The following is a 19,138-nucleotide window of genomic DNA, read 5'->3' as shown; positions in this document are numbered from 1 at the left end:
GCCACGCCCATCGAAAAGCAGGAAAAAGCCCGCGCCGCGATATGATCTTTTTTGAAAAAAGTATTATTGAGGCGAGCGACTCGTTTCGCGCTCACGACAACGGCCCGTGGCAGACAGGAACCCCCTCATGACAGACAGGATAAAAGCGCTGTTCGGCGCCGGCGGCGGCCCGCTGCGGCAGAAAATCGTCGGGCTCTATGCGTTTCTGCTCCTATTCAACGTGGCCGCGTGGGGCTGGGCCTTCATCGCCTTTCACCATTATCCGCTGCTGATGGGTACGAGCCTGCTGGCATACTCGTTCGGCCTGCGGCACGCGGTGGACGCCGACCACATCGCCGCCATCGACAATGTCACGCGCAAGCTGATGCAGGCCGGCCAGCGGCCGGTCGGCGTCGGGCTGATGTTTTCACTGGGCCATTCCACCATCGTGGTGCTGGCCTCGGCGGGCATCGCCGCTACCGCTTTGGCGCTGCAACACCGCATGGATGGGCTGAAGGAGGTCGGTGCGGTGCTCGGCACGATCGTCTCCACGCTGTTCCTGTTTGCGATTGCGCTGATGAATCTGGTGATCCTGCGCTCGGTAATACGCGCATTTCGCCGCGTGCGCAACGGCGAGCCTTACGTGGACGAAGACTTCGACCTGCTGCTCGCGAGCCGCGGTTTCCTGGCGCGCATCTTCCGGCCGCTGTTCAGCCTGATTACGAAAAGCTGGCATATGTACTTTCTGGGCTTTCTGTTCGGTCTCGGCTTCGACACGGCAACGGAGGTCGGCCTGCTGGGCATTTCCGCCGCCAGCGCGGCGCAGGGCCTGCCGATCTGGTCGATTCTCGTCTTTCCCATCTTGTTCACGGCGGGGATGACGCTGATCGATTCCACCGACAGCATCCTGATGCTCGGCGCCTATGGCTGGGCCTTCGTCAAGCCGATCCGCAAGCTCTACTACAACATCACCATCACGACGATTTCCGTGCTGGTGGCGCTGCTGGTGGGCGGCATCGAGGGGCTGGGGCTGATCGGCGACCAGTTGCATCTGTCCGGCGCGTTCTGGGGCGCCGTCGGCAGCCTGAACGACAATTTCGGGCTGATCGGCTACATGATCGTCGGCGTGTTCATTGTCAGCTGGCTGCTGTCGGCGGCGATCTATCGCTGGAAGCGTTTCGAGGACGTCGACGTGCGGGTCGAATCGACCTGACGCGCAGCGGCTTACGGCATTACGCTTAGCCGGAGTGCGCTTTACCGGTTCGATTATCGCGTGCCATTGCGCAGAAAATCGCGCTGGGTGGTCGCTTCGATGCGATTGCGGCCGCCCTGTTTGGCGCGGTAGAGCGCCTGATCGGCCGCTTCGAGGATTTCGGCCATGCTGGTTTGCGGCGCTTCGAACACAGCCGCGCCGACGCTGACGGTGACAAACAGCCCCGTCGAGCTTTCGTTGCGGATTTTCAGCGACTGGATCGCTGCCTGCATCGCCGAGGCCACGAGGTAGGCGCCGGCTTCGTCGGTGGCGGGCAGGATCACCGCGAACTCCTCGCCGCCGTAGCGTGCCAGCAGGTCGCCGGCGCGCGGCAAGGCGGACTGCAGCGCGAGGGCGACGGAGACGAGGCAGCGGTCGCCGGCCGGATGCCCGTAGCGATCGTTAAGCATCTTGAAGTAATCGATATCGATCAGCAGCAGCGCCAGCGGATGCCGGTTGCGTATCGCCCGGTTCCATTCGTGCGTCAGCGCCTCATCGAAGCGGCGGCGGTTGGCGGTATTGGTGAGCGCGTCGGTGAGCGCCATCTGTTCGAGGCGGTCGCGAGCCTCGTGCAATTCGCGCTGCACGCGGATATAGCGGCCTTGCAGCGTGGTCGAACGGGTCGCGTAGACCACCAGCGCGGTAAACACACCCACGGTCCCGACATGGAAGTGCTGGCGCATCAGCGAGATGCTCAGGACGAGCAGCGCCACCGTATAGAAAATCGGGCTGACGTTCTCGATGAACAGCGCGAGCGTCTGTTTCTGCGGCGCTTCTTCGACGTCGCCGCGCAGCCATCGCTGCGCCATGGTGGCCACGGTGAGGAACAGGAACGGCACGTCGACGAGGGCGTCGATGGCGAAATGCTCGTCCGTCTGCACGGCCGAATTGTTATACACGTAGGCTGCAATCGCGTAGATCCACAGGAAGCTGCACAGGACCACGTAGAAGCGGCGCTCCCGTCCGCGTGGCTGGGCGAACAGGCGCAGCGTCGCGGCCGCGGCCAGAATGCAGTTCTCGGCGTTGTAGGTGAGGACCAGCGTCGATGCGGAAATCGGCTCAAGCGGGGTGTCCGAAAACGGCAGCACCGAAAAGATCGCGACATAGGCGAGGAAGCCGGTCATCAGCGCCTGGGCGGCGTCCATCCAGATGAAGAACGGCATGCGCTGTTTCGCGGAGACAGACGAGGTCGCCAGCAGCACCGGCACGCCATACAGAAAGTACGTGAAGTCGGAAAACCACGCGACGCTCTCCGGGAGATGCTGGAAAATCTCTTCCCAGGCGCTGAGGACGATGCCGCAGGTCCATAGCGCCATGCCCGCACTCAGCAGAATCCACGGCGAGCGCGTCGCGCGCTCTTCGACCGTGGCCCGCCAGAGGCAACTCGCGCAGGCCAGCAACGGCGCCAGCACCATGAACGGATACGTCACCAGCGTCGCCTGGTAGGCCAACACCCGCAGCGCGATCACGTGCAGCGCCAGGAACGCGACGGCGAAAAGCACGAGATGTGTCAGCTTGGGCAAGCGGCGCACGGTTTGACCCCGGAAGTCAGGAAGGGGAGCGAAAGTCGTCAGAGAGGCTTTGGCCGGTTCACAGCTTTCTTGGCTGCGTTTTATGCGGGAGTCCACATAATCTGATCTACGGCAGGCGGGGCAATAACTTGAATCTCACGGATTGAATGCCGGTGTGCCCCATGGTTATCCCCTATATGGAACGGCGTCATAATGGACCCGAAAGCCATACGCATCGCAAACCGCCGTTTGATTTTTACAGAAGCCGAACCGCGAGGCGCGCTGATCGGTTGTGGCTGCTGCTTTTCAGGCAGTGTCGCATCTTTCTCTTTATTCCGACAATCCCTTCTTTATGGAACACGCGTTTTAATCTTTAACGAAGTTATCGCCTGAAGCGGTCGATTTTCCGCTTTACGGTTCGTCGTAGATAGAGGGCGATTTTGTAGGCGAGGCGGTACGAATAATACGCTGCCGCTTTGCGCCCTCATTTTCTCTCAACCTGTCAGGAGATAACCGATGAGCGACACGAACAAAGCATTGCGACCGGCCACTCAACTGGCGCAATTGCCGCCGCGCTTTCCGGGCGAAAGCGCGCAGTACCGCGAGGCGCGCAACGCGCTGCTGGCCGAGGAAATCGAGCTGCGGCGCCATATCGAACGGGTCGCGGCCCAGCGGCGTGCCTTGCCGCCGGGCGGAGTGGTGCCGCAGGACTACCGCTTCGAGGGCGAGCATGGCCCTGTGACGCTCACGCAAATGTTCGGCAAGCACGACACCTTGGTGACCTACAACTGGATGTACGGACCGAAGCGCGAGCGTTCGTGCCCGATGTGCACGTCGACGCTCGGCGCACTCAACGGCGAGATGGCCGATATCCTGCAACGGGTGGCGTTTGCGGTCATCGCTCGCTCGCCGGTCGAACGCCTCCTCGCCTTCAGGGAGGAACGCGGCTGGCGCCATTTGCCGGTGTATTCGTCGGGTGGCAATAGCTTCAATCGCGAGTATGCGGGCGAGGACCCGGATGGCGACGACGTGCCGGCGTTCAACGTCTTCACGCGCGCGGACGGCGTGCTGCGGCATTTCTGGGGCGCCGAGATGGGTGCGGAGTCGGCTGACCCCGGTCAGGATCCGCGTGGCGCGCCCGACATCATGCCGCTGTGGACCGTGCTCGACATGACGCCCGGCGGCCGCGGCGCGGACTGGTATCCGCAGCTCGAATACGACACTGCGCCGGGGACGCCGGGAGGCGCAGCCGGCTCGTGCTGCTGCGACTAGCCATGGCGGGTCATACCCGGGTCCGTAGCGGTGCCAACGCCACGCCGGCCGGCTGACCGGCGTAAGATACGCGTTCGCATGACGGATGGCCTCATCGGCGCAACGCCGGGCCGCTCCGTTCCCTTGGTTTCCGCTACGGACTGCATCATGTTTCAGGTTTCCACCGCTTCATCGACACTTTCCAAACCGGCCCACTACGAAGAACTCGTCGCCCAGGCGCGCTCGCTGCTCGCCGACGAAAGCGATCGCATCGCCAATGCAGCGAATTTCTCTTCGCTGATTTTCAACTCGCTCGAAGGACTGAACTGGGCCGGCTTTTATTTCTTCGACGGGCGCGAACTGGTGGTCGGACCGTTTCAGGGCAAGCCGGCGTGCGTGCGCATCGCGCTCGGCCGAGGCGTGTGCGGAACCGCCGCGCAAACGCGCGAGACGCAGGTGGTGCGCGACGTCCACGAGTTTCCGGGCCACATTGCCTGCGATTCGGCTTCGCAGTCGGAAATCGTAGTACCGCTGGTTGCCGCCGACGGCACGCTGATCGGCGTGTGGGACGTGGACAGTCCGCTGATCGCCCGCTTCGACGACGAAGACGCCAAAGGCATGGAAGCGCTGTGCCGGGTGTTTGTCGAACTGGCATGGTCGCGCGGCGCGGCGAAGTAATACTCATCCCGCGTGGGCGTTCGCCCATGCGCATCTCTGCATAGAGTAGAGGCCCGCTGAGGGATGGGTTCGCCCGCCGCATCCCGCGTTTCAGCGCGCGGCCACGCAGCCGCGCAACTGAACTTTCGACAGCCACGGCTGGGAGATTCTCAGCCGCAACCAGCATCGAATCACGATGCGGGAAACCGCGTTACTGCGCCTGAGCCTTTTTGGGCTTGGGCGGCGATTGCACCTTGGCGTACTGGAACTCCGGCGTCGCCTTGAGCGCGTCCTTGGTGGCGCCCGGCAGATACAGATTGCCGCTGCGGACATCGAGTGCGGCGATCGGCACGGCGACGTCATGCGTGGCGACGCCGAGGAAACCGCCTGCCGAAATGATGGCCGCCGAAACGGAGCCGTCCGGCGCGACGATCAGATCGCGCACCGAGCCGATCTTTTCGTTCTGGTCGTTATAGACCGCTTTGCCCAGCACGCTTTTCTTCACGCTCCAGCCCTGCAGAAGCGCGTTGGACTGCTCGACGGTGACGCTCAGAGGCTGTGTGCCGGCGACCTGTGCGTGCGCGTTGATCGATGCTGCTAACGCCACTGCTACCCATACTGCCTTGTGCAAAGCCATATCGTTCACTCCGTGGTTAGATTCGGTTTTTGGCAGGTCTTGCATCCCGCTTGCCGCGACGCCGTTCACTCTGCGTCACGGCTATGCAGCACGCCCGCGATGGATGATCCACAGGGACGGCCGGTCATCATACCTTTCAGGCGGCTTTGCTGCACTAAAGTGGCTGTTCCGACGAATAGCGGCTTGGCGTCGCGCCCATCGCGCGTCTGAACATGGCGATGAAGGCGCTGACGTTGTCGTAGCCGAGTTCGAGCGCGACGGTCGTGACCGGCGTCTGCGCCGCGAGCATTTCGAGCGCGCGCAGCAGACGCGCCTGTTGCCGCCATTCGGCGAAACTGAAACCCGTCTCTTCGACAAAACGGCGGCTCAAGGTGCGCGGCGAAAGCGCGGCCCATTGAGCCCATTGTTCGAGGCGCCGGTTGTCCGCGAGATCGTCCATCAGCGCCTGGGCGATGCGTTGCAAGCGCGCGTCTTGCGGCATCGGCAAACCCAGACGCTCGCGCGGCAGGCTGCGGATTTCATCGACGATCACGCCCGCCACGCGAAGCTGGGCATCGTTCAGGATCGCGTCGTGCCAACTGGCGGCACGCCGCACGGCTTCGCGCAACAATCCGGACATGCGAACGGTGCAAGGCTCTGCAGGCAGCGCTGCGCAAGCCGCTTCCTCGACATAGACGCTCCAGCCCGCATAGGCACCGTGCGAACGCAGCGCATGCGGACGACGGGGCGGAATCCATACCGCATGAATCGCCGGCACGACCCATTGCTGCTGGTCGACGCCAACCGAGAGCAGCCCGTGCAGTGCGCCGAGCAACTGGCCGCGCGCGTGAGCATGCGAGGGCGTGACGCGGATGTCCGCGCCGGTCTGTTCGACCGCAATGAGGAACGGACCGTCAGCGGACTGCGCCTGTTGCGGAGAAATCAAAGGTTGGGTCATGGCCGAAACGACGTATCGAATGGCCTTTATACCGGAGACGCGTCTGACCCGTCCACCTAGAGTGGAGTCTTTCCAACCGCAACCAAGCTGGGACAGACCATCATGAAAGCACAAGACCTTTTGCCGGACCCTATCAATCAATGCGACCTCGACGGCGTGACCGTTCGCAAAGGCACCGTGGGCGCTTTTCTCATCAATGCCCGGACATGGATGGATAACGCCGCCCCCGCGCAAACTCGCGCCGGCGCCGAACGCGATATCGTCGATGCATTGCCGGCGCTGCGGGCCTTAGGGATCTTCGACGTGCTGGAGGTCCGCGATGCGGCGCTGCGTGATCTGGTCGAGGCGCATTGAATCAGTGGCGTAAGCGGGCGATAATCGCCGGCCCACTTTAGCGGCCAGGCTCATGACACAACCCGCGTTTTTCCCTTTCCACGATCTGGCTAAAACCCTGCTGTCACACGCGGGCGACGCGCATGGCGACGGTTCGCACGACAGCTCGCATCTGCAGCGCGTCTGGAAAAATGCGGCGGCCATTCAGGCGCAGGACGGCGGCGATGCACAGGTGCTGTGCGCGGCGACCATCCTGCACGACTGCGTGCCGACCGAAAAGAATTCGCCGCAGCGTGCGCAGGCCTCGCGTTTGTCAGCTGAAAAAGCCGCGCGCGTGCTAGCCGAACTCGACTGGCCACCGGCGCAGATCGAAGCCGTGGCGCATGCCGTCGCCGCACACAGTTTTTCGGCCGGCATCGAACCGGTGACATTGGAGGCGAAGACGTTGCAGGATGCGGACCGGCTGGATGCGATCGGCATGCTCGGCGTGGCGCGATGTTTTTACGTTGCCGGCCGTATGGGTAGCGCCTTATACGACCCGTCCGATCCGCACGCGTCGGAGCGGCCACTCGATGACCGGCGCTATGCGCTCGATCATTTCCGCGTCAAGCTGCTCAAGCTGGCGTCGGGGTTTCGAACTACGACAGGTGCCCGGCTGGCGAGCGTGCGCCATGAGCGCCTGCAGCGCTTTCTAGATGAATTCGCGGATGAAATCTGATTGAGGAATGCGCAAAAAAAACCGCTCCGGTGAGAAGGGAAGCCGGAGCGGTTCGAGAGGAACATCAGATTAGTACTGCTTGTTTTACTGCGTGATTAGAACTTGTAGGTTGCGCCGATCTGCATGAAACGGCCAAGGTACGTGTACAGCGATTCGTCGTAGCCGGTCAACGTAGCCGAATTTGCATTCAGCCATGACGGATCGTACGGAGGCGCCTTGTTGAAGATGTTGTTGATGCCGCCGTAGATCGTCCAGTGCTTGAAGCCCGTATACGCCACATTCAGGTTGAACTGGCTGAACGACGACGGAGAGTAATCGGCAAATGCGTTTGCGTACGGCCCCGTGTACTGCCATGCCAGATCGGCATTCCACTGGTGGTACGTCCACGACAGGTCCGTATTGCCCTTCCAGCGCGGGAACGAACCACCGAACGGTTGGGCGAAGGTCAGGTTGTTACCCGCGCCGTCTTCCGAAGTCACGCCAGCCAGACCGTCGATCTTGAAGTGCCATACGTAGGCCCAGTCAGCCGAGATCTTGAACGTACCGATCTTGGTCGGCAGCGATTGCGAGAACGTCGCCTCGAAGCCATCCGTGTCGAACGAGCCCAGGTTTTCGTACGTGTTGACTTCGTACGCAATCGAGCCGTCTGCGTTGAAGACCGTAGCCGCCGGATCGGAGGCCGTACCGATTGCCTTGTCGACGTGAATCTTGTACCAGTCGAAGCCCACGTCGGTCGTACGGGTCGGCGACAGTTCGAAGCCGACGTTGTAATTCTTCGTACGCTCCGGCTGCAGGTTCGGATTGCCCTTGGTGATGACGTTTTCTTCCAGACCCGTAGTTTGGTCCGGTTGAATGCCGAGGTTCGACGAGTTCGTGTTCTCGAGGAATTCCGGTGCGCGGAACCCACGGGTGTACGAAGCGTACGTCGTGAACTGCTGGATCGGCTGGAAGCGCAGGGCGAAACGCGGCGAGAACGCACCGCCGAAGTCGCTGTAATGGTCGTAACGGCCCGACTGGCTGAACGTCAGCATCTTGTTGATCAGCGGAACGTCAACCTGGTAATACACTGCGGCAACGTTGCGTTCGCCGGCCACTTCCTGCAGGTTCGGGTTTAGCACCGCACCTGTCGTGTAGGCACCGCCTTCCTCGATCAGCTCGCTTTCGTGCAGGAACTGCGCACCCAGACCAAAGCCGACATCGCCGGTAGGCAGATGGAACAGGTTCGGCGTCGCCAACGTCGCATCCACAGCATCCAGCTTCGAGATACCGAGGTTGTCCGCCGATTGCAGAATGCTGTTGAGGACACCCGGCGTGGCCGACGGATTGAAGAAGTCGTACGTACCGTTATTGAGCGCGTTGTTCAGGCCATTCACGTTGACCACACCGTTGAGCGTATTGCTTACCGTGCTCATCGAATGCGTGTACGCCGCGTTCCAGTCCCAGTCTTCCTTGCCGACCGAGAAGGTGCCCTTTACGCCCATCGCCGCGCGCCAGAAGTTCGAGTCCGTCACCGAGTTATACGTCGAGGGCAGGGAACCGAACAGTTCCTGCGCCACGCCGGTGGAGTTATACGGATTGTTGGCGGGGAGAATCGTCGAATACGGGCTAACTGTCTTCGTGGCTGCGTTGTACTGCAGACCGTTGCCGAGGAGCACGGGGCCGTCGCTCGTCGTCGTCTTGTTGTTGCTTTCCCACAAGTCGGCATATGCCGTCGTCTGGTCGTTGATCTTGAAATCGCCGTGGACCTTGAAGCTATAACGTTCGGTCATCGGGTCGACCGAATAGTCTTCGGCCGTGTTCTTCAGGCACACGTTACCCGCCGTGACCGCGCCCGCCTGCACCACCGGCAGACTGGAGGAGAAGGGCGCCACCGTGCCGGTGCAATTGAATGGCACGGTCGACAGACCCGTGGCTGCATTCAGAAGATAGGTCGGCGTCTGGACGTTGCCGCCGAAGGCGCGGCCCGTGAAGTCCTGATTTTCGGTCGTGTCGCGGTCCGCGAGCGTAAAGCCGTTGTCTTTGTAGACGCTGGCAGTCGCAGTGATGTTGTAGCCATCCGATGCCAGGTTGCCGAAACCGGCGAGGACGCTGAACTTGGTCGTGCCAGCGCCGCCGTCCGTGGACGCACCATAGCCGCCGTCGAGTTGCAGGCCCTGGAAATCGTGCTTGGTAATGATGTTAACGACGCCGGCGATAGCGTCCGAGCCGTACTGCGACACCGCACCCGTCTTGACGACCTCGATGCGATCGATCGCGCTCAGCGGAAGCGTATTCAGGTCGAAGAACTGGTCTGTGCCGTTGACCGCGAAGGCGAACGGCGCAGCACGTTGCCCATCGACGAGCACCAGTGTGTACTTTTCGCTCAGACCACGCAGCGCGATACCGGAGCCGCCTGCAGCAAAGCTGTCGGCATTGGCTTCACCCCAGCTGTTAGCCGAATTGGCCGTAACCGAACGCATGTAGTCTGCCACGCTCTGCTCGCCCGAACTCTGGATATCCTTCTGCGAGACCACCTGGACCTGGTTGAACCCGACCTTGTCCGCCTGGCGGATCAGCGAACCCGTCACCTGGAACGTTTGCAGCTGCTTGACGTTCTTGTTGTCCGTCGTGGTTGCCGCGCCCGAAGCGGCTGCCGGAGCAGCTGCAGCCGCAGTACCCGAAGCCGCTGCCGCTGGTGCCGCCGGTGTACTTTGCGCAAACGCCGGAGCGGCGATCGCGGTCGTCAGTGCCAACTCGGCCCAGATTATTCTTCGGATGGCGACTGCTAATGCCCTTTGTTTCATCATTCCCCTCACACTTGTCAGTAAGGCCATACGCTGTTGTGTGAAGAGAGGCCTTTTGGACCTCTCCACTCTATGCACGGCGAGCATCCGCCGGATTCCGTCAGCAGCTTTCCTCACGCGGGGCTGCGCGCATCGCACGGCCCGGCCAACGAGGAAGCCTGGTATTTAGTAGTATCGGACTGCTAAACATTTATTATCGGATTGCGCAGCGTTTTTTATCTTGCTAGGCGCGTATCGAGATTCAGCCTCTTTCGGGCTAACGGCGATCGCACCTTTTTGTCAAGCACACAAAAATAGTTTGCATTCCTTACGAAATGCTTTATTCGAATCCTGTTCGACTGATGGGCTCAGCGGTTTGCCGGGTCTGTAACGCGTCGTTCCAGCTGCGAAGAACGGCTTTCTTGCGTTACCGCCTTTTGGCGACGCTGCTAAAACAGCGTCTTTTACCGCCCCACCAAGTCTCTTTTCGATCTGCCTTACGATTGGTTGCAAACATTATCAAGCCACAATGGCGCAGTCAAAATTTGTTTGATAGAAATAAATTTTGTTGTTTTCTTGCAGATGTGACCACCGCACGCGCGTCTAGAGGATTTTCTCTAATCCCTGCGCGCGGCGGTTTTCGCTGCCACGTCGTCACATCCTCACATGGCTTCAAGAACCTCGATGCCTAACAGCCCGAGTCCCGTGCGCAGCGTATTGGCGCTCAGGCGGCATAGCTGCAAACGGCTGGCGCGTGTCTCGCCGCTTGCATTGAGCACCGGACACGCCTCGTAAAAGCGCATGAGAGACGCGGCGAGTTCATAGAGATAGGCACACAGGTAATTCGGCAATGCATCCTGCGCGACGGCCAGCACGGCGTCGGCAAAGCGCGCCAGTTGCAGTGCGAGTTGCCGCTCGGCAGGTTCCGCGAGTGTCACTTCCGTATTGGCGTCCCACTCGCCGGCGCGGCGCAGCACGCTCTTGATTACGCGTGTAAGCGTATTGAAGGTAAGGCGCGGTGTTGCCTTCGAAGGAGAGCATGCTGGCCCAGTCGAAGACGTAATCCGTACTGCGGTTCCTGGCGAGATCGAAATATTTGATCGCGCCGATGCCCACGACCCGGGCCACCGCGCGCCGCTCGGCTTCCGGCAACTCCGGACTTTTTTCGGTGACGAGATCAAAGGCGCGCTGGGTGGCTTCCGCGAGAAGCTCGGCGAGTTTGACGGTGTCGCCGCTGCGGGTTTTGAACGGCTTGCCGTCGTCGCCCAGCACCACGCCAAAACCCACATGTTCCAGTTGCACGCCTGCCGGCACATAGCCCGCCCGGCGCGCTACGGCAAAGGCCTGCTGGAAATGCAGTTTCTGGCGGGCGTCGACCACGTAGAGCAGGCGCGTGGCCTGCAACGCGGTGGTGCGATAGCGTATTGCGGCGAGGTCGGTGGTGGCGTAGAGGTAGCCGCCGTCCTGTTTCTGCACGATGTACGCGGCCGGCACGCCGTCCTTGCTGCTGAACTCGTCGAGGAACACCACCTGGGCGCCGTCGCTGGTGACGGCGAGGCCTTTGGCCTGCAGATCCGCAACCACCACGGGCAGGTCGTCGTTATAGGCGCTTTCGCCGTGCACGTCGGCCGGTGTCAAGCCTACATTGAGCTGGCGGTAGATTTCCTCGCAATGGCTCATCGAGGCGTCGAGAAAACGCTTCCATAGTTCGAGCACACGCGGATCGCCGCCCTGCAGTCTGACCACGTAGTCGCGCGCGCGATCGGCGAAGGCGGGATCTTCGTCGAAGCGTTTTTTCGCGTGCCGGTAGAACACTTCGAGGTCGGCGAGGGCGAGGCTCGATGCATCGTCGTGACTGGCTTCGTCCATGCAAGCCGTCAGCATGCCGAACTGCGTGCCCCAGTCGCCCACGTGATTTTGCGCGACGACCTTGTGGCCGACGAAGCGCAGCACGCGCGCGAGCGCATCGCCGATGACGGTCGAGCGCAGATGGCCCACGTGCATCTCTTTGGCGAGATTCGGCGACGAGTAATCGATCGCGACGCATTGCGCGTCCTGACCGCTCACGCGCGGCACGGCGAGGCCGCTCGCATCGTCGAGCGCGGTTCGCACCCAGCGCGCCAGATAGTCCGGTGCAATCGTCAGGTTGATGAAGCCAGGGCCCGCGATCTCAACGCGGCTGACAATGCCGTCGAGCTTAAGGTGCTCCACCACCGACTGCGCCAGCTCGCGCGGATTGAGCTTGCGCGACCTGGCTGCGGCCATGATTCCGTTGGCCTGATAGTCGCCGTGCTCGGGACGGCTCGCGGCTTGAACATTGGCGCAAGCGTCCGCACAGCCTGCGGCCGCGAGCGCTTCCTGGACGCGGGCATTGAGAAGTTGTAGCAGGGTTTGATTCGGCATCGATCGGCGTAGTGAGTTTTCGTGTTGAATTCCATGACGGCGGCGCCGCTTGCGGACGTATGCAGGAAACCCGCAACCTCGACGCCGCGCCGCACTCCCGAATGTAACTCAACCGCTCACACAACCGCTTTGCCAATCTGCGCTTCAGAGCCTGAAGCGCGACACCGCCAGTTGCAGCGTCCTCGCCTGTTCATCCAGCGAGAGCGCTGCTGCCGTCGTTTGTTCGACCAGCGCCGCGTTTTGCTGGGTCACTTCGTCCATCTGCGAGACGGCGCGGTTGACCTGCTCGATGCCGTCGCTTTGCTCACCGGATGCCGCGGCGACCGCGGTCATGATGTCGCTGACGCGGCGGATCGACTGCACGATCTGCTGCATGGTGGTGCCGGCGGTTTCGACGAGACCCGTGCCGTCGTCGACGCGCGTGGCCGCCGCCTGGATCAGGCTCTTGATTTCCTTCGCCTCCGCGGCCGAGCGTTGCGCGAGCGTGCGTACTTCGCTCGCGACCACCGCGAAACCGCGCCCCTGTTCGCCGGCCCGCGCGGCTTCGACCGCGGCATTCAGCGCGAGGATGTTGGTCTGAAAGGCGATGCCTTCGATGGCGCCGATGATGGTCGACATCTTTTCCGATTGAACGTGGATATCGGCCATCGTGCCCACCACCTGATCCATCACGCCGCCGCCGCTCGCGGCGATCTCCGAGGCCTGGCGCGCGAGTTCGCTGGCGTGGCTGGCGTTGGCGTTGTTCTGCTTCACGGTGGCTGTCAGTTGTTCCATGCTGGCGGCGGTCTGTTCGAGCGCCGCAGCCTGCGATTCGGTGCGCCGCGACAGGTCCGCGTTGCCGGCGGCAATTTCCTGGGTGGCGGTGACCATGCTTGCGCTGCCGTCACGCACGGACGACACCGTGCCTGACAAGCCGTCGCGCATGGCGGCGAGGGCGCGCATCAGATGCCCCATTTCGTCGTGACCGGCGTTTGCGATCGGATGCGTGAGGTCACCCTTCGACATCGCTGAGCAGGCGCGTACCGCATCGGCGAGCGGCACGGAGATCGCCTTTTGCAGGCCCCACGCGCACAAGGCGGCGACGGCGACGCCCAACAGCATCGCCGCAGCCGATACGATGCTCATGGTCTTGAGCGTCTGCTGGAAGCCGTCGTAGTTGTCGGCGCCGCGCTTGAGCAGATAGGTGTTCAGTTGATCGGTGCTTTTGGTCAGCGCGAGCGACAACACCGGCATGGTGTTCATCGTGATCGTGTCGGCCGTTTTCGCGTCGCCGCGCTGCAGCGCCTGCACGGCGGGATCGATGCCTTCGCTGACCAGCTTGTCGAAATTGGCGGATACGAGATCGGCGCGGCGCTGCTCTTCGGGGTCGTGAGGCTGGGCGAGATAGCGCGCGAGGGCCTGTTTGGAGGTGGTCAGATAACCGTGTACCTTGGCGATCAGCGTCGGCAGATCGGGCGATTCGGGGTGCAGCAGCGCGCGGTCCATGGTCACGCGGGCAATCGCAAGGTTGTACTTGCTGTCGCCCATCGCGACCGCCGAGGCGAGCTGGACGGAATAGGTTTCACGCAGGGCGGTGCGGCCGGAATCGGTGCTGAACTGACTCAACACGCCAATCGCGAGCAGAAGCGCGACGAGGCATCCCACGGTCGCCCAGATGCGGACCTTGATCGAAAGTCGGGAAAACATAAGGGGAGGGCGCTCCGGCAAAGTTGACGTCCGGACCAGACAGTCCGGTATTACCGTCAATATCGGCGGCGCGCGGCGAAACTTTATGTTTGCCGGCTAATATCCCGATCCGTCGCCACCTGTACCAGCACCTTGCCGAAGTTTATTCCGTCGAGCATATTGAGGAATGCTTGCGGTGCATTTTCGAGGCCGGCGGTGACATCTTCCTGATGTTTGATTTTTCCTGCGCGCAGCAAGGCGCTGACATCATGCTGAAACGTATCGAAGTACTGCTCCGTGAATTCGTAGTTGATAAAGCCGCGGATCTGCAGACTGCGCGTAAGCACGGCGCGCATCGTTACGGCCAGATGATCCGTCGAGGTGTCGTGCTCCAGCTTGCCGGACTGCTGCGCCATCAGCCCGCATACGGGTACTCGCGCGTACTGGTTCAGCAACGGCAGCACCGCGTTCCAGACCGCGCCGCCGATATTTTCAAAGTAAATATCGATACCGTCAGGACACGCGGCCTGAAGCTGCTGCGCAAACTCCGGCGAGCGATGATCGATAGCCGCGGAAAAGCCCAGTTCGTCGAGCAGATACGCACATTTCTTCGGGCCGCCAGCGATTCCTACCGCGCGCAACCCCGCCTGTTTCGCCAGTTGCCCGACGAGCGAGCCCACTGGTCCGGTCGCCGCGCCGACCACCAGCGTTTCGCCCGCTTTGGGTTTGCCGATCACTTCAAGTCCCGACCATGCCGTAAAACCCGGCATGCCCAGCACGCCGAGATAGGCCGAGGCCTGCAGACCGTCGAGCGAGAGCTTCCTGAGCCCGGCAGCAGGCAGCGCCGCGTGCGAGCGCCAGCCGGCTTGCGCGAGCACCACGTCGCCGGGCCGTAAGTTCGCGGCTTGCGATTCGAGCACCGTGGCCACGCTTTCGCCGGGCATCGGCTGGCCGACCTCGGCGGGTTTCGCGTATGACTTGCTGTCGTTCATCCGGCCGCGCATATACGGATCGAGCGACAGCGTATCCACCCGCAGCAACACCTGACCGGCTTCGGGGACCGGCATCGGCACCGTTTCGACGCGGAAATTGTCGAGACTCGCGCGAGGTGTCGTGGGGCGCGAGGCCAGAACGACCTGGGTTGCATGTTGCGTTGTCATGGATGTGTCCTTTCTGGAAATGGGGGCGCGCAGCCGCGAGCACCGGCCGCGAGCACCGGGCGGCGGCAGGTGGAAGCATTTTGCATCGAAGCGCGGTTTGCTTCAGACGCGGCGACATGCTCGCCGGGGACCGTGTGGCGAGGCCGGTCAATCGAGCGGCGCGACAGATGCCGCGCCGCCCAACCTGCCGATCATGCTGAGCGCGTTGCGCTGCCCTTGATCCTCGAAGCAGTTGTTGAAGATCACGTGCGTTTTGGCGGCGCGGGGTGCAATGGTGCGAATCGACGCCGCCAGTTCGTCGAGTTCGGCGTCGTTGTAATCGTAGTTGAAGCGGTCCGACGCCGAGGCGCCGGACCCCGGGCTCCACGAGGCGGTGTTGCGGCCATGCAGGCGCACCATCGCGAGTTGTGGATTCGTGACGTCCCACACCGTATGAACGCGGCTCGTCACACCGGGCGGGGCGTCGACGATGACGTGCACCAGCTGCCGCTCGCGCAGAAACGCCAGCGTCGAGGGCGCCTGGCGTTCGTCGAGCCACGACTGATTGCGAAATTCGACCGCCATCGTATAGCCCGCCATACGCGCCGCGCATTCGTCGACATGCGCGAGATCCTGCGGCGCGCGGGTGATCCACGGCGCGAACTGGAACAGCACTGCGCCGAGCCGCTCTGTCTGCCGCAACGGTTCGAGCGCTTCGAGGTATCGTCGCCACATCTCGTCGCGAATCTCCACCGGCAGATCGCGGTAATAGAGGTTTTTCTTGCGCGTCACGGAAGCGGCGGATGTGCCGAGCGCCATCGCGATGTCTTTCGGCAGCGCGTCAGGCGAAGTCTGATGCCCGGTGAAAAGCCGGAACGCCTTGAAATTGAAAGTGAAGCCGGGCGGCGTGCGTTCGGACCATAGCAGGGAATTCGTCACCGAAGGCATGCCGTAGTAGGCGGAGTCGACTTCGACGAGCGGAAACCGCGAGGCATAGAAACGCAGCCGCGCTTGAGCCGTGCTGCAGCCGCGCGGATAAAAACGCTTGCAGGCGATCAGCGTTTTATCGGTCCATCCGGCGGTGCCGCACTGAATGTTCATCGTTGCCGGTCAGCTAACCCGCTTCGGTTTGTGCGGACCCTCCCGCCAGTTCACGGCGCAGGGTCGCGATATCGAACGGCTTGGGCAGCAGACGCGCACCAGGGATGGCTTCGCCGATGTCGGCTTGCTCGCCGAAGCCCGACATCAGCACGATGCGCAGATCCGGTTGCGCATGTCGCAGCGTGCGGGCGAGCGCGTCGCCGGAAAGCCCCGGCAGGGTGACGTCGCTTAGCAGGATGTCGTAACGATGCGCGGGCGCGAGCGCCAGCGCTTCCTCGGCGCTGCCGACGGCGGTGCATTGCAGGCCGAATGTCGCCAGCAGTTCGCCCATCGCCTCGCGTGACGGCGAATCGTCCTCCACCAGCAGCACGCGTGTCGCGGCAGAGGAGGGCGCAGCGGGGCCACCCACGAGTGCGGCGCGGTGCGCGTTGAGCACACCACGCACCTTGCGGGCGAGATCGTCGCGGCGATATGGCTTGCTGAGCAGTGTCACGCCAGAGTCGAGCTTGCCGTGATGGAAGATCTCGTCGCGCGTGTAGCCGGAGGTGAACAGCACCGGCACCGCGGGCGAACGCGCCGCGGCCAGCCGCGCCAGTTCGACGCTCTTGACGGTGCCGGGCATCACGACGTCGGTAAACACGAGGTCGAGCGGTACGTCGCTGTTGATGAATTCGAGCGCTGCGTCGCCATCCGGGGCAGTCAGCACTTTATAGCCGAGTTGCGCCAGCATTTCGACGGCGGTCAGGCGCACTTGCGCATCGTCTTCGACGACGAGAATCGTCTCGCGCCCGCCGGCCGGCGCTTCGGTCTGGTCGAGGAACTCGACGGTCTCGGCTTCGTGGCAGCGCGGGAAATAGAGCTGCACGGTCGTGCCTTGACCCACCACACTGTCGATCAGCGTGTGGCCGCCGCTCTGTTTGACGAAACCGAACACCATGCTGAGGCCAAGGCCGGTGCCGTGGCCGTTGGGCTTGGTGGTGAAAAACGGTTCGACGGCCCGTTCGAGCACTTCAGCCGGCATGCCGACGCCGGTGTCGCCGATGGAAAATACTAAGTACTCCCCATCAGGTATGTCGGTGCGGCCTCTGACGAGCAGATTCTGGGCGCGAATCGTGAGCGTGCCTTCGCCGCGCATCGCGTCGCGGCCGTTGATGGCGAGATTCAGCAGGGCGTTTTCAAGCTGGTTGCGATCGGCGAGGACGTTCCAGAGATCGGCACCCAGCACGGTTTCGACGCGGATCGTTTCGCCGAGCGCGTGGTGCAGCATCTCGCTCATGCCGTCGAGCAGACGCCGCGGATTCAGCACGGCGGGCGAGAGCGGCTGGCGTCGCGCGAAGGCGAGCAGATGTGCGGCCAGTTGCGCGCCGCGTTTGACGGCCTGCGTGGCCGCCGCGATACGGCGCTGCGTAGCGGGGTGATCGCCCGCCTCGGCGGCAAGCATCTGCAGATTGCCGTTGATTACCTGCAGTACGTTATTGAAGTCATGGGCGACGCCGCCGGTCAGGCTGCCGATCGCCTCCATCTTTTGCGCCTGGCGCAATTGCTCTTCGGCCAGCGCGCGCGCTGCAACGGCGTCCGTCACGCGTTGTTCGAGCGTTTCCGTGAGCTGGCGCAACGCCTGCTCGGCGATCTTGCGTTCGTGAATGTCGATCAGCACGCCGGGAAAACGGTAAGGCGCACCGTCTGCGTCGAATTCGCATTGACCGTTTGCCTGCACCCAGATGTATTCGCCATCGGCACGGCGCAGCCGGTATTCGGCCCGGTACGGCTTGCCGGTCTGGATGGATTCGGTCGTCAGGCGATGCGCGTATTCGAGGTCGTCAGGATGAATCGACTCGCCGGTCGCGGTGCGCGTGACGCCTTGCCGCGCCTGCTCGGCCGCCATGCCGAAGGTGCGGGCAAAACGTTCGTCGCCCGTTAGCATGTCGGTCTTGACGTCCAGCACCCAGGTGCCGAGCACGGCGCCGGTATTGAGCGCGAGCTGCAGGCGTTCGTTGGCCTCGCGCAGCGCGGCCTCGGCGCGTTCCCGCGAGCGTTCGGTGAGCACGCGGCCGGTCGTCTCCACCACCACGGCGATCACGCCGGCCGGCGCGCCGCTGTCATCGGCCACCGGGCTGTAGTAGAGGTCCATCCACACGTCCTCGGGACGGCCGTTGCGCAGCAGCACGAGTTCCTTGTCACGGTACGACAGCGTGCCGCCGGCCAGACAGGTGTCCATTACGTTGCGGTTGAAGGCGGCCACTTCCGGCCAGCCCATTTCCACCGGGCTGCCCAGCAGGTAAGGATGGCGGCCGCCGGCAAATTCCGCGTAGGCGTCGTTGTAGACCATGTAGCCTTGCTGGCCCCACAGCATCACGAGCGGCAGGGGCGAACCGAGTACGAATTGCACGGCGGCGACCAGACTTTGCTGCCATTCGTCGATGGCGTTCAGTTCGGTCGCGCTCCAGTCGTAAGCCCGGATGCGTTCGGCCATTTCCCCTTTCCAGCCGGGGCAGCCGTGGTCGTCTGCCGTGAATGGCATGGTTCTGCTCCACCTTGATCACTGTGATGAGCGTGTTCGGGCTGTGCGGCGGCAGCGCTCCTGGCTCGCGGCGCAGGGACGCGGGCCGCTCACGCGCGTGAGGCGTCGGACGTGTTCGAGAACAGAAAATTATTGTAGGCCACATCGACTTCCAGATGACGGGAGCCCGTCTCGGGCAGGGCAGGTTTGAACGGCATACGGTGCGGGCTTCGCGGCACAGAGGCATTACTCCAGACGGATGATCGGGCTGCGATGTCAGCCGATGGGTAGCA

The 19,138-nt window shown here is 62.7% G+C and carries 15 protein-coding genes; 5 read left to right on the top strand and 10 right to left on the bottom strand.

Features of this window, described 5'->3' with window-relative positions; translation table 11 throughout:
- The first annotated feature begins 127 nt into the window (after positions 1–127).
- Entirely contained in the window at positions 128–1,192 is a 1,065-nt protein-coding gene (locus tag FQ755_RS04565) for a HoxN/HupN/NixA family nickel/cobalt transporter (RefSeq protein ID WP_144151362.1), read from the top strand.
- A 53-nt stretch (positions 1,193–1,245) separates the two neighbouring features.
- On the opposite strand, the gene FQ755_RS04560 is transcribed toward FQ755_RS04565, so the two are convergent.
- The gene (locus tag FQ755_RS04560; protein ID WP_144151360.1) at positions 1,246–2,754 is read right to left on the bottom strand and encodes a diguanylate cyclase; all 1,509 of its coding nucleotides are present in this window, start codon (positions 2,752–2,754) and stop codon (positions 1,246–1,248) included.
- Between the two features lie 504 nt (positions 2,755–3,258).
- Here FQ755_RS04560 and FQ755_RS04555 point away from each other — a divergent pair.
- Together FQ755_RS04555 and FQ755_RS04550 are read left to right on the top strand one after the other, a co-directional pair.
- Complete coding sequence (locus FQ755_RS04555) at positions 3,259–4,014, top strand: DUF899 family protein (protein WP_144151358.1); 756 nt, start codon at positions 3,259–3,261, stop codon at positions 4,012–4,014.
- A gap of 147 nt (positions 4,015–4,161) precedes the next feature.
- The gene (locus tag FQ755_RS04550) at positions 4,162–4,671 is read left to right on the top strand and encodes a GAF domain-containing protein (protein ID WP_144151356.1); all 510 of its coding nucleotides are present in this window, start codon (positions 4,162–4,164) and stop codon (positions 4,669–4,671) included.
- A 190-nt stretch (positions 4,672–4,861) separates the two neighbouring features.
- Here FQ755_RS04550 and FQ755_RS04545 read toward each other — a convergent pair whose 3' ends face one another.
- The gene (locus FQ755_RS04545; protein WP_144151354.1) at positions 4,862–5,287 is read right to left on the bottom strand and encodes a PRC-barrel domain-containing protein; all 426 of its coding nucleotides are present in this window, start codon (positions 5,285–5,287) and stop codon (positions 4,862–4,864) included.
- A 154-nt stretch (positions 5,288–5,441) separates the two neighbouring features.
- Complete coding sequence (locus tag FQ755_RS04540; RefSeq protein WP_144151352.1) at positions 5,442–6,224, bottom strand: AraC family transcriptional regulator; 783 nt, start codon at positions 6,222–6,224, stop codon at positions 5,442–5,444.
- A 102-nt stretch (positions 6,225–6,326) separates the two neighbouring features.
- Between FQ755_RS04540 and FQ755_RS04535 the strand changes: the two genes are divergently transcribed.
- Together FQ755_RS04535 and FQ755_RS04530 are read left to right on the top strand one after the other, a co-directional pair.
- Positions 6,327–6,578 (top strand): hypothetical protein, encoded by a 252-nt coding sequence (locus FQ755_RS04535; protein WP_144151350.1) that lies wholly within the window; start codon positions 6,327–6,329, stop codon positions 6,576–6,578.
- A gap of 52 nt (positions 6,579–6,630) precedes the next feature.
- Positions 6,631–7,275, top strand: coding sequence for an HD domain-containing protein (locus FQ755_RS04530; protein WP_144151348.1), 645 nt, complete (start codon positions 6,631–6,633; stop codon positions 7,273–7,275).
- A gap of 95 nt (positions 7,276–7,370) precedes the next feature.
- Here the strand turns inward: FQ755_RS04530 and FQ755_RS04525 are convergent, their stop codons facing one another.
- The 7 genes from FQ755_RS04525 to FQ755_RS04500 all read right to left on the bottom strand — a co-directional run bounded on the left by FQ755_RS04525 (position 7,371) and on the right by FQ755_RS04500 (position 18,866).
- A complete protein-coding gene (locus FQ755_RS04525) occupies positions 7,371–10,058 on the bottom strand; it encodes a TonB-dependent receptor (protein ID WP_144151543.1) in 2,688 nt (895 codons plus the stop codon).
- A 641-nt stretch (positions 10,059–10,699) separates the two neighbouring features.
- The gene (locus tag FQ755_RS37955) at positions 10,700–10,975 is read right to left on the bottom strand and encodes a DALR anticodon-binding domain-containing protein (RefSeq protein WP_260858296.1); all 276 of its coding nucleotides are present in this window, start codon (positions 10,973–10,975) and stop codon (positions 10,700–10,702) included.
- On the bottom strand, positions 10,857–12,440 hold the full coding sequence (gene argS, locus FQ755_RS04520) for an arginine--tRNA ligase (RefSeq protein WP_222105709.1): 1,584 nt from the start codon (positions 12,438–12,440) through the stop codon (positions 10,857–10,859). Before argS ends, FQ755_RS37955 begins: the two co-directional genes overlap by 119 nt.
- 144 nt (positions 12,441–12,584) lie before the next feature.
- Complete coding sequence (locus tag FQ755_RS04515; RefSeq protein ID WP_144151346.1) at positions 12,585–14,126, bottom strand: methyl-accepting chemotaxis protein; 1,542 nt, start codon at positions 14,124–14,126, stop codon at positions 12,585–12,587.
- Between the two features lie 83 nt (positions 14,127–14,209).
- Complete coding sequence (locus FQ755_RS04510; RefSeq protein ID WP_144151344.1) at positions 14,210–15,265, bottom strand: NADP-dependent oxidoreductase; 1,056 nt, start codon at positions 15,263–15,265, stop codon at positions 14,210–14,212.
- Positions 15,266–15,412: 147 nt separating this feature from the next.
- Positions 15,413–16,345, bottom strand: coding sequence for a DUF72 domain-containing protein (locus FQ755_RS04505; protein WP_144151342.1), 933 nt, complete (start codon positions 16,343–16,345; stop codon positions 15,413–15,415).
- A gap of 13 nt (positions 16,346–16,358) precedes the next feature.
- Positions 16,359–18,866, bottom strand: a complete 2,508-nt coding sequence (locus tag FQ755_RS04500; RefSeq protein WP_144151340.1) for a response regulator — start codon at positions 18,864–18,866, stop codon at positions 16,359–16,361.
- Between the last annotated feature and the right edge of the window lie 272 nt (positions 18,867–19,138).

It is taken from the genome of Paraburkholderia sp. BCC1885, from assembly GCF_900996235.1.
Taxonomy (GTDB): domain Bacteria; phylum Pseudomonadota; class Gammaproteobacteria; order Burkholderiales; family Burkholderiaceae; genus Paraburkholderia.
The sequence above is the reverse complement of the archived record's forward strand: the minus strand, read 5'-3'. Positions and strand labels throughout refer to the sequence as shown.

What these genes read in the sequence shown, in the direction of transcription:
- FQ755_RS04565 (WP_144151362.1), top strand. Translation starts at nt 128, where the DNA reads ATGACAGACAGGATAAAAGCGCTGTTCGGCGCCGGCGGCGGCCCGCTG.
- FQ755_RS04555 (WP_144151358.1), top strand. Translation starts at nt 3,259, where the DNA reads ATGAGCGACACGAACAAAGCATTGCGACCGGCCACTCAACTGGCGCAA.
- FQ755_RS04550 (WP_144151356.1), top strand. Translation starts at nt 4,162, where the DNA reads ATGTTTCAGGTTTCCACCGCTTCATCGACACTTTCCAAACCGGCCCAC.
- FQ755_RS04545 (WP_144151354.1), bottom strand. Translation starts at nt 5,287, where the DNA reads ATGGCTTTGCACAAGGCAGTATGGGTAGCAGTGGCGTTAGCAGCATCG.
- FQ755_RS04540 (WP_144151352.1), bottom strand. Translation starts at nt 6,224, where the DNA reads ATGACCCAACCTTTGATTTCTCCGCAACAGGCGCAGTCCGCTGACGGT.
- FQ755_RS04535 (WP_144151350.1), top strand. Translation starts at nt 6,327, where the DNA reads ATGAAAGCACAAGACCTTTTGCCGGACCCTATCAATCAATGCGACCTC.
- FQ755_RS04530 (WP_144151348.1), top strand. Translation starts at nt 6,631, where the DNA reads ATGACACAACCCGCGTTTTTCCCTTTCCACGATCTGGCTAAAACCCTG.
- FQ755_RS04525 (WP_144151543.1), bottom strand. Translation starts at nt 10,058, where the DNA reads ATGAAACAAAGGGCATTAGCAGTCGCCATCCGAAGAATAATCTGGGCC.
- argS (WP_222105709.1), bottom strand. Translation starts at nt 12,440, where the DNA reads ATGCCGAATCAAACCCTGCTACAACTTCTCAATGCCCGCGTCCAGGAA.
- FQ755_RS04515 (WP_144151346.1), bottom strand. Translation starts at nt 14,126, where the DNA reads ATGTTTTCCCGACTTTCGATCAAGGTCCGCATCTGGGCGACCGTGGGA.
- FQ755_RS04510 (WP_144151344.1), bottom strand. Translation starts at nt 15,265, where the DNA reads ATGACAACGCAACATGCAACCCAGGTCGTTCTGGCCTCGCGCCCCACG.
- FQ755_RS04505 (WP_144151342.1), bottom strand. Translation starts at nt 16,345, where the DNA reads ATGAACATTCAGTGCGGCACCGCCGGATGGACCGATAAAACGCTGATC.
- FQ755_RS04500 (WP_144151340.1), bottom strand. Translation starts at nt 18,866, where the DNA reads ATGCCATTCACGGCAGACGACCACGGCTGCCCCGGCTGGAAAGGGGAA.